Source organism: Pseudomonas sp. HP_14 (assembly GCF_055283875.1).
This window is the reverse complement of the sequence record NZ_JBTOQI010000019.1, coordinates 1-14,407: the sequence shown is the minus strand read 5'-3', so window position 1 is coordinate 14,407 and position 14,407 is coordinate 1. Positions and strand designations below refer to the sequence as shown.

Genomic DNA, 14,407 nt, shown 5'->3' with positions numbered 1-14,407 from the left:
CTCACCTTCAGGGCCTACGATTAACTGGATGCATGTAGTTGACTTCTCCAGCCGACAAAGTCACTTCGACACCGCAGCTCATCTATCTGGTGTTCGGTGCTCGAACCTATCACCAGGAGGCGGTATTCAGTATCGCCAGTGCCTTGGCCTGCATGCGTCGGTCAGAACAAGCTCTTGATATCCAGGTCTTCACTGACGACCCGCTGCCCTATCAGGATTTGCCGGTACGCATCCGCGCGCTGGATCCAGAAACCCGCGAAGCCTGGAGCGCGCCGCACGGTTATCATTTCCGCACCAAACATGTGGTCCTGCGCCTGGTGCTGGAAGAGTCAGAACGTGCATTACTGATCGATACCGACACCATCTTCAATACCTCGCCACTCGCGCTCTTTGATCGGGTGAAGCCGGGCACGTTGCTGTGTAACGCGATCAACAAGCGCTATGGTACGAACCCGGATTCGAAACTGTATAAATCGCTTTCGTCGATTCTTCTGGCCAGAGGTCTGGCGGACGATGAAATGCCCATGCTCAATTCCGGCGTGATCGGCCTGATGAGAGAGGATGCGCACGTGCTCGACAGATCCATCGCACTGATGGACGAACTGTTTCCACTGGCCCGAAACTCATACAGCCTGGAGGAATTCTGCCTGGCCATGGCTGCGTACAAGAGCATGCAGATCGCCCAGTGCCCGGATCTCATCCACCACTACTGGAGCCGCAAGCAACTGTTTCGGGCCAAGATCAACGCCTGGTTGCTAAAACATGCAGAAAATCCTGCCAGTGAAGATGCTCTGAACGATACCTCGCGCGTCAGCGCTGAGGTGCCGCGTCCACCCATCTGGCAGCGGCAGCTTTACAAGATGGCGACGCTGCTTGCGCCGGAACAGCAGCGCCAGTTCACACGCGAAATTCTCTACGGCTGCTACGCCCACAGCAACGAGTTTGATCTGGCGTGCTGCACCGTATGGTGGGACAAGGCCCGGGAAAACGCCGAACAACGCCAAAACCAGCTATTTGATGCCCGTCAACTGGAAGAATGGTTGAATCATTGGGTACTTCGCGCCATGCTCGGGCAACGCCGGAAAGCCGTTCATGAGCATTTGATGCAACGTGAAACACGCTGATCTCGTGCGCACTCCAATCTGACATCAACTAATGACACCGTTGAGCAGCAGGAAAGGGGCGCTCGGCGTTTGCTCTGTTATACTCCGGCCTTCCCGCCAGGCTTACGCCCGGATGCTCGGTCTTGTTTCAGGCTCCTCGATCACGCCATTAGCGCATCTTTTTTATCGCGCAGCGTCACGAGATACCCTGAAGGCCCAGCAGGACCGGACGGGACTGCGTTCTCCAGAGCTTGAACGAAAACACCGAGCCGCGATCACCCTGTTCATCGAACAGCATGGTCGACGCTCAGGCAGTTTCGACGAAGCCTGAACGCGATTCGCGCCAGGCAAGACTTCCCTTTGAGCATACGCTCTAACTAAAAACAGGATTACTCATGTCCTTTGCTTCCCTCGGTCTCTCCGAGGCTCTAGTTCGCGCCATCGAGGCAGCGGGCTATACCCAGCCTACTCCGGTGCAACAGCGGGCCATTCCCGCCGTGTTGCAAGGTCGCGACCTGATGGTTGCCGCCCAGACAGGTACTGGTAAAACCGGTGGTTTCGCCCTTCCGATCCTGGAGCGGTTGTTTCCCAACGGTCATCCGGACAAATCCCAGCGTCACGGCCCGCGCCAACCGCGCGTATTGGTCCTGACCCCGACTCGTGAACTCGCCGCCCAGGTGCATGACAGCTTCAAGCTGTATGCCCGTGACCTGAAGTTCGTCAGCGCCTGCATCTTCGGCGGCGTTGGCATGAACCCACAGGTTCAAGCCATGGCCCGTGGCGTAGACGTTCTGGTTGCCTGCCCTGGTCGCCTGCTCGATCTGGCTGGTCAAGGCAGCGTCGATCTGTCCCACGTTGAAATCCTCGTGCTCGATGAAGCCGACCGGATGCTCGACATGGGCTTCGTGCATGACGTGAAGAAAGTCCTCGCACGTCTGCCAGCCAAACGTCAGAACCTGCTGTTCTCTGCCACGTTCTCCAACGACATTACGGCGTTGGCGGGCAAACTGCTGCACAACCCGGAACGCATCGAGGTCACGCCGCCGAACACCACGGTAGAGCGCATCGAGCAGCGTGTATTCCGCCTGCCAGCCAACCACAAGCGTTCGCTGCTAGCGCACCTGATTACTCAGGGCGCATGGGAACAAGTGCTGGTATTCACTCGTACCAAACACGGTGCAAACCGCCTGGCTGAGTACCTGGACAAACACGGCCTTAGCGCTGTGGCGATCCACGGCAACAAGAGCCAGAACGCTCGCACCAAAGCACTGGCTGACTTCAAGGCTGGTGATGTGCGCATCATGGTTGCGACCGATATCGCCGCACGCGGCCTGGATATCGACCAACTGCCGCATGTAGTCAACTTCGAGCTGCCAAACGTCGACGAAGACTATGTGCACCGCATCGGCCGTACCGGTCGTGCGGGCCGTACCGGCGAGGCTATTTCGCTGGTTGCGCCGGACGAAGAAAAGCTGCTGAAAAGTATCGAGCGCATGACCAAACAAAAGATCGCCGATGGCGACCTGATGGGCTTCGATATGTCTGCCGTTGAAGCTGAAAAGCCCGAAGTTCGCGAACGTCCCGATGTGCGTAACCCACGCAATCCGCGCGGTCCGCGTGGCGATGGCCCGAACGGCGGTGGCGGTGGTCGTAAAGACAAAGGCAAGGACAAGGGTAAAGAAAAACCGGCAGCTGCTGCTGGCGAACGCCCTGCCCGCAAGCCGCGCGAGCAGCAAAAGCCTCGTGACGGTTCGCCAGCCCGCGAACAGCGCTCTTCGACGCCACGTGCGGCAGCGGCCCCTCGCCCGGCCGCAGATCGTGCTCCGGATGAGTTTCTGGATGACGAAGTGGATAACTTCGGCAACCGCGCTGATTACGTCAGCCCGTACCAGAACAAGAATCAAGGCCGCGGTCGTCGTCCGGGCGCCCCGGCTACTGGCGCTGCACCTGGCGGCGCGGCACCTGCTGCACGCGGCCCTCGCCCAAGCGGTCCGCGCAGCGGCGGCGGTGCATCCACAGGCACACCGCCTGCCAAGCGTAATGGTCCACGTAACGGCGCTCCGCGCGATGGCCAGGCTCGTCGTGACGAGAACCCGCGCAATCGCCGCCCGGCACGGGATGATTCGGCCCGTCAGGAACCGGCTGTTCGCGGTCCTCGCGACAGTCAGAGCCAGCCACAACCGAAGATCATGCACAAAGAGTCGAAAAGCGATCGCTTCCCGTCCGCTGAGCAACTCGATCAATTACCAAGCCGCCCACGCGGTGAAAAACCAGCCCTGCTGACCCGCAACCGCGAAGGCTAAGCAAGGCTGGAACAAAAAACGCCCCGACTGGTTCGGGGCGTTTTTGTTGGAGCGAGTGGGCGGCAACAAACGCCACACACAAAAACGCCGACCCTGAGGTCGGCGTTTTTGATTAACCGGAACGCTTACTTGGCTTGAACGCCTTCGAAGCTGATTTCCAGGTTCAGAGTCTGCGAGGTAGGACCTGGGCCTTTGATGCCGAAGTCGTTCAGGTTAAGCGTCGAAGTACCGTTGAAGCCGGCACGGTAGCCGCCCCATGGATCCTTGCCTTCGCCGTTGAAAGTCGCCTTGATCACGATTGGCTTGGTCACGCCGTGCAGGGTCAGGTCACCCGTCACGTCAGCAGTTTTCTCGCCAGTGGACTTAACAGCGGTGGAGACGAACTTGGCTTCCGGGAATTTGCCCGCGTCCAGGAAGTCTTTGCTCAGGATGTGCTTGTCGCGCTCAGCGTGGTTGGTGAACAGGCTGGCAGTTTTCAGCTCAACATCGATTTTGCTGGCTTCAGGCTTGGCAGCATCAAAACTGAACTTACCGCTCCAGTCTTTGAAAGTACCGTGAATGAAGCTGTAGCCCAAGTGGCTGATCTTGAAGTCAACGAAAGCGTGCTGACCTTCTTTGTCGATGACGTAATCAGCGGCCATCGCCTGACCGGCGGACAACAGTGCGGTACCAAGAGCCAGAGCGGCGAGAGTCTTCTTCAACATGCTTTTATTCCCGTTTTGGTTGAACAATTAAGCGCGACCCAGCATACGCTTGAGGGTCACATCGCGATCAATGAAATGGTGTTTCAGTGCAGCAAGACCGTGTAGCCCCGCGAAGACCACCAGCACCCAGGCCAGGTAGAGGTGAATCCATCCTGCGGTTTCCGCCTGTTCAGGCAGGCCGCTGACCAACGCAGGTATTTCAAATAGACCAAATACCGGGATCCCCACGCCGTCGGCGGTGGAAATGAGGTACCCGGCGAACATCACAGCAAACAGGCCGACATACAAAAACATGTGCCCAACGTGGGCGCCGATCCGTGTCCACTTGCCATAGCTGGCCAGAGACGGCGGCGGCGGGCTGAGCAATCGCCAGACGATGCGCAACAGCATGAAGGCGAACAGCGTGATGCCGATGCTCTTGTGCAGATCGGGTCCGGCTTTACGCCATGTGTCGTAATAATCCAGACCAACCATCCACAGCCCTAGCGCGAACAAACCAAACACTGCAACAGCGACGCCCCAGTGCAGCACCATGCTGACCAGACCATAGCGAGAGGATGAGTTGCGTAACTGCATTGCCATTACCCTGTAGGAATTGATGCCAGACTAGCTTTTTATCTATCGAATGAAAGCGCAAAATTTTGCTTTGAAGTATCGAAAAATACGATTGTTACGTTTTTCTCATATTCCATTTCGTCAGCGACAAGCGCTGCCAACTGCTCACGATAGTTTAAAAAACGCTATTTTCGAGTCTCTCCTACTCAGCATCCCCCAGAATCGCGCCGTAACAAAACCTTGTGATGACCATCGGCTGATCAGCCACGATGAGCGGCAAGTTGGCCTTATCTCTCTGCGGTCTCACTCACGCCTTGCATGCGTCCCTTCGCGCTAAGCAATCGCATAAAAGCACAAAAAGTCAAAATACTGTCGCAATCTCTGTCAGGAAAAATGACACCCCTCAACAAAATATAAGCTAGTGACATTATTCCGACAGGTGGAGGCCCTAGGCCATTGTTAGAGCCTCAAATAAGCCTCAGCATCCTCCCAGGCCTACAAGGGATGAGCCTGTACTTCTCTTGCGCGAGCCCAATCAATCACTGCTACCAGTCTTCAGACAGTAACGAGCACCGGCGCAGGACGTTTAGGTCGTACTGATAAATGGAGCAACACCCCGATGATGACTGTGTATTTTGTCGTGATGACGATGTGCAGTGGTATGGAAGGCTGTGTGGAGGAGCGAAGGCCGGGAGACGCCTATGCATCCAGAGAGGAATGCATGACGACAGTGAGCGCCATGACGCGGCGTAAAGGCGTGAAATACAAGTGCAAGAGCGAGCCGCAGTGGGTGCTCAAAGAAGACCGCCGTGCTGAAGGGAACAAGAGCTTCGTAACGAGCGGCGCCAAGTAAGCGGTTTCATTTTTTATAGACGTTGCCTCCTACCGCAAACGCCGCCCCGTAGGAGTGAACTTGTTCGCGAACGACTGCGCAGCTGTCGTAAATCTGGCGACTCGATTCCAGCAAATGCACCGAGTCGCGGTCGTTGCTGCCGCTTCGCGCCAGATCGCGAACAAGTTCACTCCTACAAGGTATGTGTTTCAAGCCCATGATTGATGCGAGCTAATGCCCCGTTCTAATTGATCCGGGGCGTGAGGTTGCCAAATAAAAAAAGGGCGCGATCTCATCGATGGCGCCCTTTTCTTTGCTACTTCAGTCCGATCAGTTTTTAGCTTCAGCGGCTGCTTTGGCCTTCGCCTTGGCGGCAGCGGCTTTTTTGTCAGCCTCGATCTGGGCGGGTGTTTTGGCCGGTGCTTTTTTCGTAGCCTCTTTAGCCGGTGCTTTCTTCGCAGGCTCGGTCTTCTTCACCGGCGCTTTTTTCGCAGGCTCGGCTTTGGCAGGTTCTGCCTTGACCGGCGCAACGACAGGCGCAACCTCTGGAGCTACAGGCTCTGGTGCGGGTGCAGGTGCTGGTTCTGGAGCTTTCTCGACCGGCTTGGCGACAGGCTCTTCAGGGCAGCCAAACAAGCACGCGAAGAAACCTGGCTTCTTAGCCTTGGTTTCGTCAGCTGCTTTGACTGGCTCCGGCTTCTTGGCTTCGGCCTTGTCGGACGAACCACCAAACAGGTTGCTGAAGAAACCGCCTTCGTCCTTCTTCGCCGCAGCAGGTGCTGGCGCAGGCACGATTTTGACTGGCTCGAACGACTTGCCAGCAGCCAGATCCTGAACCTGGCTGGCAGCACGTTGACCGGTACGCAGAGCGCCCTCAACAGTGCCTGGGTAAAGTGCATCAGTGTGCTCACCGGCAAAGGCTACACGCTGAATCGGCTTTTCCCACACACGCCAGAACTTGCTGATCTGACCTGGCCCAAAGGCCAGATAGGAACCGCCAGTAGCCGGGTCAACACTGTAACGACGGATCTCGTAGCCGGTGTAAGCGCCGCGAGCCTGTGGATAGAACGTGTGCAGGCGAATCAGTACCTGATCCACCAATTGCTTGTCACCGAACGCTTGCATGATCCGCGCGTTATCGCCGGACAGGTTGATCACCACATTGGCGCCACCCTTGGTTGCAGGCTCGATCCACAGCATGCCCAGACCGGTATTACTGAAGATTTCACCAGACATGCGCGCCTTGCTTTCCCACACCGGCGTCTTGAACTTGAGCATGATCTGGTCGCGCCAACCGTAGTTGGTGCTCTTGATGGCTGCCATGTGCTGGGCATCCAGCGCAGGTGTCATCTGGATCTTGCTCAATGCCCGCAACGGCACGGCCAGCACCACGTAATCAGCGCTGTAACCGACCGCGCCCGCCTTGACCGTCACGCCATCCTTATCCTGAACGATCGCGGAAACCGGTGAGTTGGTCTTGATGGTTTTTATTTGCTTGGCGAACGCTTCAGCCAGTACCGCGCTGCCGCCTGGCAGACGCGCTGCACGGCGATCACGGTCGTCGACGTTACGATAGACACGGGACTGTTGTGCGAAATACAGCAGCGACAAGCGCGAAGGCTCGTCGTAACGCGTACGAATTTCCTGATTGATCAACTGGCGAGCGGTGGCGGGCAGGGTCAGACGATCCAGCCAGTTAGCCACGTTGATCTGATCCAGCGCAAACAAGGTGCTGTTCGACGCTGGGCTCTCAGGGTTGTCGATGGAACGCGCGAGGTTGTCGAGGGTTTCTTCGTAGCGCTTGATCGCCTCGGCGGTCGCCGGTTGCTTGAGCGCCAGATCAGCCTTGCTGAAATACACGCCATCAATCAGATAGCCAGGCGTGCGAACAAACTCCGGAGCGGGCACGGTAGCCAGCTTGAAGCGTTCCAGATACTGGTTCAGTGCTGGCTGAGCCTTGGTGTTGCCGATCCATTCGCTGGTGGCCAGGCCAGAACGGCCGCCCAGGCTTGGCTTGGCCTCCAGCAAGGTGACCTGCCAGCCTTTGGCTTGCAGCTCATAAGCAGCCGTCAGACCCGCAAGCCCACCGCCAACCACGATAGCGGTCTTTGGTTTTTCATTAGCGAGCGCCGAAACGCTGACCAGCCCAACTAAAACGAGCGCACAGGCGCGCAGCCAACCAGAAAGCATTCAGCAGACTCCGAAAAAAGCAGGGGAGGTTTCGGGATATGACGCTCGATACGTCACAGAGGCGCGAAGGATACGCCAGCCGCATCAGGGCTACCAGTGATGTCCATCGGGCGCCTGTCAAACATAAAAAAACTATCTGAATGAATGGTTTTTTCTGTAGGAGCGGGGGGGGGCGCGCGGGCGGGGGGGGAGGGGCAAAAGGTTTTTTTTTGAAAACCCCCCCCCCCCCCCCGCCCCCCCCCCCCCCCCGCTCCTACGGGATCTGAGTTTTCTGCACGAAAGCGTTCGCATCCAAAACCACTTGGCACTAAAGGTTGTCCCGTAGCCGGTCATTGCATAGGCTTGCGCGATTGCTCGTCCTCGCACCGTGCGAGTCGTTACCCGGAGAAAGCCCATGGGCCTGAATGATCAGTGGATGCAGCGCGACCTCAAGGTCCTGTGGCACCCCTGCACCCAGATGAAAGACCACGAAAGCCTGCCGCTGATCCCCATCAAGCGTGGTGAGGGTGTGTGGCTGGAAGACTTCGAAGGCAAACGCTATCTGGACGCCGTCAGCTCCTGGTGGGTCAATGTGTTTGGCCACGCCAACCCACGCATCAACCAACGTATCAAAGATCAGGTCGACCAACTGGAACATGTGATCCTTGCCGGTTTCAGCCACCAGCCAGTCATTGAGCTGTCCGAACGACTGGTCAAACTCACGCCTGAAGGTCTGACCCGCTGTTTCTATGCCGACAATGGTTCGTCGTGCATCGAAGTCGCGCTGAAGATGAGCTTTCACTATTGGCTCAACCGCGGTCAGCCGGACAAGAAGCGCTTCGTCACCCTGACCAACAGCTATCACGGCGAAACCATGGCCGCGATGTCAGTGGGCGACGTGCCGTTGTTCACCGAAACCTATAAAGCACTGCTGATGGACACCATCAAAGTGCCAAGCCCGGATTGCTACCACCGCCCCGAAGGAATGGGATGGGAAGAGCATTCGCGCAATATGTTCGCGGCTATGGAACAGACCCTGGCGGAAAACCACGCCACCGTGGCAGCCGTCATCGTCGAGCCGTTGATTCAGGGCGCGGGCGGCATGCGCATGTATCACCCGGTATACCTCAAGCTGCTGCGTGAGGCCTGTGATCGCTACGGTGTGCATTTGATCCACGACGAGATTGCCGTAGGTTTCGGGCGTACCGGGACCATGTTTGCCTGCGAGCAGGCCGGTATTCGTCCGGACTTCCTGTGTCTGTCCAAGGCCCTGACAGGTGGATACCTGCCACTGGCGGCAGTGTTGACCACCGATGACGTTTACGACGCGTTCTACGACGACTACCTGACGCTTCGCGCCTTTCTGCATTCCCACAGCTACACCGGCAACCCGCTGGCGTGCGCGGCGGCATTGGCGACGCTGGATATTTTCGAGCAAGACGACGTCATCGAAAACAACAAAGCCCTGGCCCAGCGCATGGCGACCGCCACCGCGCATCTGGTCGATCACCCGCACGTGGCGGAAGTGCGTCAGACCGGCATGGCGCTGGCTATCGAGATGGTTCAGGACAAGGCCACCAAAACGGCCTACCCGTGGCAGGAACGCCGTGGTTTGCAGGTGTTCCAGCATGCACTGGAGCGCGGCGCGTTATTGCGCCCGCTAGGCAGCGTGGTCTACTTCCTGCCACCCTATGTGATCTCGCCTGAGCAGATCGACTTTCTTGCCGAAGTCGCGACTGAAGGCATCGACATCGCCACGCGCAAAAGCATCAGCGTTGCCGTGAGAGAGAATTTCCACCCGGATTTTCGTGATCCGGGTTAGGTACTAATTATTGATTTTGAAATGCGCTCCCCCTGTAGGAGTGAGCTTGCTCGCGATGGTGGTCTGCCTGTCACCTGCTATGTCGGAAGGAAAAACGCCATCGCGAGCAAGCTCACTCCTACAGAGGTCACACCAAAATTTCAGAGACCCACCATGAGACTGTCCCGCTTCTTCATCGACGCCACCCTGAGCCTCGGTGAACACGAACTGCCTGAAGCCCAGGCGCATTACATCGGTCGCGTGCTGCGCATGGCCGAAGGCGATGCGTTGCAAGTGTTCGATGGCTCAGGCCAGGAGTATCGCGGCACCTTGCTGGAAGTCGGCAAGAAACGCGTACGCGTCCAGCTCGACGAAACCTTCCCCGGCCAGACCGAATCGCCGTTGCGTATCCACCTAGGCCAGGGCCTGTCCCGTGGCGAGCGCATGGACTGGGCGATTCAGAAAGCTACCGAACTGGGCGTTACGGAGATCACCCCGATTGTCAGCGAGCGCTGCGAAGTGCGCCTCAAAGACGAACGCGCCGAGAAGCGTCAGGCCCATTGGCAGCAAATCGCAATCAGCGCCTGCGAGCAATGCGGTCGCTCGGTGGTCCCGGTGATTCACCCGCCGATGCCTTTGGCTGAATGGCTCAAACGCAGCGATGCCGAACTCAAGCTGGTGCTGCACCCGGTGGCAGAACCGCTGACCAGCCACAGCAAGCCAGCCACCCTCGCCTTCCTGATCGGTCCGGAAGGCGGTTTGAACGACGCCGAAGTCGACCAGGCTCAGGACGCTGGTTTCCACGCCGCCCGCCTCGGCCCACGAGTGCTGCGCACCGAAACCGCCCCTGTTGTGGCACTCAGCGTGGCGCAGCAGTTGTGGGGGGATTTCTAACTTCCGAGACATACTCTCCCTGTAGGGGTGACCGGGGTGGCATCACGACGGCGTGGTGCCAAGGACAACGGGGCGATGCCTATAGCCGTCGATAAATCAAACCGGCAATTCGGTTTTCCTGCGCCGGGCCTTGGCCGGTTCTGGTCTTGCGCAAGGCAAGAACTGTCCGCGTCCCGGTTGACCCAATGCTGCGCCATCCCACACCACGTCTCCCCGTGAAAGAGTCAGCGCAGGCCAGGCAGTCAAATTCATGCCTGCGTATCACGTGCATTCTCGACAGATCATTCTGTATTCACGGAAAAGTCCCACAGATCAAACGGCTCGCGCCTGACTGACTGTCTCATCGCCCGGATGCAAAGTCCCGCCTCTTACTACGGCCAAGGACTCGCCCATGCTCATCCCCGTTGACCGCGCCTCGTCCACGCAGGAAATCGCTGGGCTTGAGTGTCCACCTAGCGCTCAGACTGCACCCTGTTATGCGGCTGAGGGCAACGCTCATGGCTGATAAAAACGGCAACCCTCAGCAGTGTCGCAACGCTCGGTTCTCCAATAGACCCATGGCTAATCCTGGCGTCTGCCCGTTCAAAGGTCCGGACATCGCCATTGTGCCCATGCGCTATGCGCTGGATCGCTCCCGCTATGATGTCGACCCGAGCCGGCTCACTCCACTAAGTGCGGAGGGCAAATGGAAATGCCCTCCCAAACTGCAAAGCCGCAGCTACACCTTGCGACAGCTGCGCGATGGATTTGTGTATGTCTACGACGAGACGGACGAAGCGCTGCACGAGTACCGCTTCAGCGCACAGGACGCGAGCCTGACGCGGATTGTCTGGAGCGATACAGAGCAAGATATCCGGTCTGCCTCAGGTGAAAGCCGCAGCCACCTGCTTTATCCCCGCACTCACAAGTTGCGTATGGCCTTCTCGCCGTATCGATGGACCTGGCGCATGTGCCAGTTGATGAGTGCCAGCGATGTAAAGCGTGCCTCATGGCTGCGTGAACTGGATTTACGCGACTACAGCCGACAGATGACCGCCTGGCATGCGCTGCCGTTGACCCGCCTGAGCAAAGGGGCAGTGGCAGACGTAGATCCCCATCCCGTCAACCATGACGGCCGTTTTGCTGATTCAGCCCATCCTCCGGTGGCAGACACAGAAGGCAAATATCCATCTGTTGCCCTGGCCGCCGATGTGCTCTGGACCGGCAGCGTCGAGGATAAATTCAGTTCGGTATTGATCGCGCTGGACGATCCGCTGGCGATGCTCGAAGACCTGGGTATGCAGCTCGCGGCTGATCAAGCCGCGCTTCATGCGTTTCAGCTGGAGCATGAGCACGCGCTGAATATCGCAGGCGTTGTAGAAAAACTATGCGGTGCAGTGGGGGACAAGTCGCTGCTGCCTGCTTCGGTGCTCAAGGACGAAGCGAAAACCCGGCAGTACATCCGGGATGTGGAAGCATACGTTGAACAGCTTCAGACCGAGGATGATGCTACCGAGGGACAGGACACGCTGACTTATGGTCTTGCCGAGCGCCCGTCGCAGAGTTTGGGCGAGGATATAAAGGGTGAGTACGGCAGTCTGCCTGATCCAGCGTTGCGCAAAAGCTGGCAGGACCGCAGCAAGTGGCGCCGCGAAGTTGATCTTGATGCCGCTCGGGATTACACGGACGTGCAGCAAGCACAGCTCAAAATCTTGCGTGGGCGAGTGGTCGAAACCCAACAGGACGTTAAGGCATTAGGCGAGTACATCGGTACTGATCCTATCCGACTGTTCATCGACACCACCCACTCCACCTCGCTGCTGTGCCTGCTGGATGTCGTGTCTGATCTGCTATGCAACCTGAGCCAGGACATTGGTTTCTCTCACTGGCTGCAGAAAGAAGAGGAAAAAAGTAAAACCCTTTTCGGGCAGATCCGCTTCGGATTCTCACAACCGATCAAAGATTCAATCACCGCTGAAGCCAATCGCGTGATGCAGGGCGTTTCCGACGTAACAGCCTTGGTCGGTCGGGCAGGTGAACTGAACAGTTTTCTAACGCACGATGCCTTGGCGGAAAAGCCGTGGATCAAAGCCCTGAGCGAACCGGCGCGAATGACGCTCAACGCGTTGGTCCAACTGGCAAAAGGCGCGGGCAAAGCCACGCTGGAAAACATCCAGCTGGCATTCTTCCCGGTCGATAGTCGTCTGGTCGGCAGTGCCGTCAATCAAAACGCTGCCTTGATGCTGCGCAACCTGCTCATGGGGCATGTGCTGCTAAACCATCCTGAAAAAATGCAAATCAATGAGGACTTCTTCAAGCGTCATGCCGCCTGGAAAGCCGACTTGAACAAAGGCCGCGATCTCTACAAAACGGCTCAAAGCCGCTGGCTCTATCAAGCCAATGTGTACGACCGCCGTGTCACAGCCAAGCTGATGCAAGACATACAGAAGGAGCTGAAACTTCACCTGATCAAAGAGCCGCTGCTGTTTGACTACCGCAGTCAACGCTACGGTCAGGTCATGCAAAACAAGATTGCCAACTCCTTCGCTGCCTACGGGCAACTCACCAAGGAGTGGAGTCAACAAGCCAAAGCCTGGAGCGCAGAGCAGGGCCTCAATGCCGGAGCCATCACCTGGGGCATTGCTGCCATTAACTTGTTGAATACTTTTGTGACCTACGAAACTGCCAGCCGCGATGGAGAGTTGAACAAGAAGGATTGGGCCAAGATTGCGTCTGCTGCGGCCTATACCGGGAATGCGTTGATGGCGGTGTTTGTGGAGACAGCGTGGGGGGCGATGAAGGACCTTGGTGATTTCGATGAAGACGGGAAATTTATAAAGATTACTCGGAGATCTGCAGCAGATTGGACTCGGCGAGGCAGGCCGGAATTGGGAAGATCGATTAAGGGATTTGGACCTAGATTGGTGGGTTTGGGCGGATTTGCGGTTGTGGCAGCCTCGCTGGAGTTATGGGACATCCTGGATGATCTTCGGGGGGCGACTGGGTTGGATAGGACAATGTTGCAGGCTAAGGGCTGGGCTGTCTCACTAATGACAGCGGGTGGTGCGGCGCAGACTTTTGCAGGAGTTTATGCTCTTGCTGGCTCTGGCAAGTACTCCGCTTTGGTTATGAGCCCTTGGTTTGCTGGGGGTATGGTTATAGTCGGGTTGATATACCTTTTTGCGACTTTTGCCTTGAACTACCTTAAACGGGATGTCGTAGGTAATTGGCTTCGCAAGTGTTCGTGGTCGCGGTATATAGCCGAGCGCTTCGAGAGTCAACATGAAGAAAACCTGACTTTTCAGGAAATTCAATTAAGCCCTGCGTTGTTCGTGAAGCCAACTATGGGGATGAAGTTGGTTGATGTCGGCGAATTGGGTTATCAGGTGCGGGAAATGCCCACCGGAGCCTGGCTTCAGTTGCGGATCCCTGCTGCGTTAAGGGGAGAAACGATTCACGTTAATCTGATGAGCAGTTATCGCCCCTCCAGCGTCATGCCTGTGAAAGCGTTAGGTGGAAGTCTTCAGAAGGACTTCATCAATAATGGCTCCTCTGAACCCTTTAGCCAATGGGGGCACACGTCTGAAAGAGAGTTTCAGGCACACCACGGTGTTCAGCTTTGCAATGCTTTACCCCCTCCAGAGGAGGACGTCATTTGGCAAACATGGATCCCTGTTGCCGAAAAGGCCATGTACCTGGAAGTACAAGTTTGGTATCCCCAAGAAGTACTTTCTACAAGGGCCGGTGATATAGGGTATCGATTTCAGGCCGAGTTAGTATCCGGCGGGACATACGACAATAAAGCAAGCTATTTTCCAAGCGCGGTGAATAGTTCGTTGCAAGTTGAACAATTAGGCGGTCGTGGCGAAGGCGCTCTGTTGCCCATACCGTTGTAAGAGGGATACATGGAGAAGACATCTTTTTCTGCCGCTGATGAGCCTAGGCTAAAGGCCGCGGCAATTGCTTCAATCGTCAAAGTACCACCCCTTATGGAATGGAGGATTAAAGCCCATTCTCACTGGATATTTCCGGCCGACGTGGGGTTCGGCTCCTTAGCTTTAATCGGT

Annotated in this window: 9 protein-coding genes; 6 read left to right on the top strand and 3 right to left on the bottom strand. The window is 57.0% G+C overall.

Translation table 11 applies throughout. From position 1 onward, the window contains the following. Positions 1 to 38: 38 nt before the first annotated feature. Positions 39 to 1,124, top strand: a complete 1,086-nt coding sequence (locus tag ACYASS_RS13830; protein ID WP_463586548.1) for a hypothetical protein — start codon at positions 39 to 41, stop codon at positions 1,122 to 1,124. Between the two features lie 374 nt (positions 1,125 to 1,498). Beyond that, positions 1,499 to 3,406 carry a DEAD/DEAH box helicase gene (locus tag ACYASS_RS13825; protein ID WP_463586547.1) on the top strand — a complete coding sequence of 636 codons (1,908 nt, stop codon included), beginning with the start codon at positions 1,499 to 1,501 and terminating at the stop codon, positions 3,404 to 3,406. Positions 3,407 to 3,531: 125 nt separating this feature from the next. Here the strand turns inward: ACYASS_RS13825 and ACYASS_RS13820 are convergent, their stop codons facing one another. Together ACYASS_RS13820 and ACYASS_RS13815 are read right to left on the bottom strand one after the other, a co-directional pair. Beyond that, entirely contained in the window at positions 3,532 to 4,110 is a 579-nt protein-coding gene (locus ACYASS_RS13820) for a YceI family protein (RefSeq protein ID WP_122666951.1), read from the bottom strand. Positions 4,111 to 4,137: 27 nt separating this feature from the next. Beyond that, on the bottom strand, positions 4,138 to 4,686 hold the full coding sequence (locus tag ACYASS_RS13815; RefSeq protein ID WP_243244090.1) for a cytochrome b: 549 nt from the start codon (positions 4,684 to 4,686) through the stop codon (positions 4,138 to 4,140). Between the two features lie 700 nt (positions 4,687 to 5,386). Here ACYASS_RS13815 and ACYASS_RS13810 point away from each other — a divergent pair. Then, positions 5,387 to 5,518: a hypothetical protein gene (locus ACYASS_RS13810; RefSeq protein WP_463586546.1), complete on the top strand. Its 132-nt coding sequence runs from the start codon at positions 5,387 to 5,389 to the stop codon at positions 5,516 to 5,518. 309 nt (positions 5,519 to 5,827) lie between these two features. On the opposite strand, the gene ACYASS_RS13805 is transcribed toward ACYASS_RS13810, so the two are convergent. Further along, positions 5,828 to 7,687, bottom strand: coding sequence for a flavin monoamine oxidase family protein (locus ACYASS_RS13805; protein WP_463586545.1), 1,860 nt, complete (start codon positions 7,685 to 7,687; stop codon positions 5,828 to 5,830). Positions 7,688 to 8,081: 394 nt separating this feature from the next. On the opposite strand from ACYASS_RS13805, the gene ACYASS_RS13800 reads away from it, so the two are divergent. The 3 genes from ACYASS_RS13800 to ACYASS_RS13790 all read left to right on the top strand — a co-directional run bounded on the left by ACYASS_RS13800 (position 8,082) and on the right by ACYASS_RS13790 (position 14,236). Beyond that, positions 8,082 to 9,488 (top strand): adenosylmethionine--8-amino-7-oxononanoate transaminase, encoded by a 1,407-nt coding sequence (locus ACYASS_RS13800; protein WP_463586544.1) that lies wholly within the window; start codon positions 8,082 to 8,084, stop codon positions 9,486 to 9,488. 153 nt (positions 9,489 to 9,641) lie between these two features. After that, on the top strand, positions 9,642 to 10,361 hold the full coding sequence (locus ACYASS_RS13795) for a 16S rRNA (uracil(1498)-N(3))-methyltransferase (protein ID WP_463586543.1): 720 nt from the start codon (positions 9,642 to 9,644) through the stop codon (positions 10,359 to 10,361). Between the two features lie 497 nt (positions 10,362 to 10,858). After that, positions 10,859 to 14,236: a toxin VasX gene (locus tag ACYASS_RS13790; protein ID WP_463586542.1), complete on the top strand. Its 3,378-nt coding sequence runs from the start codon at positions 10,859 to 10,861 to the stop codon at positions 14,234 to 14,236. Positions 14,237 to 14,407: the final 171 nt, after the last annotated feature.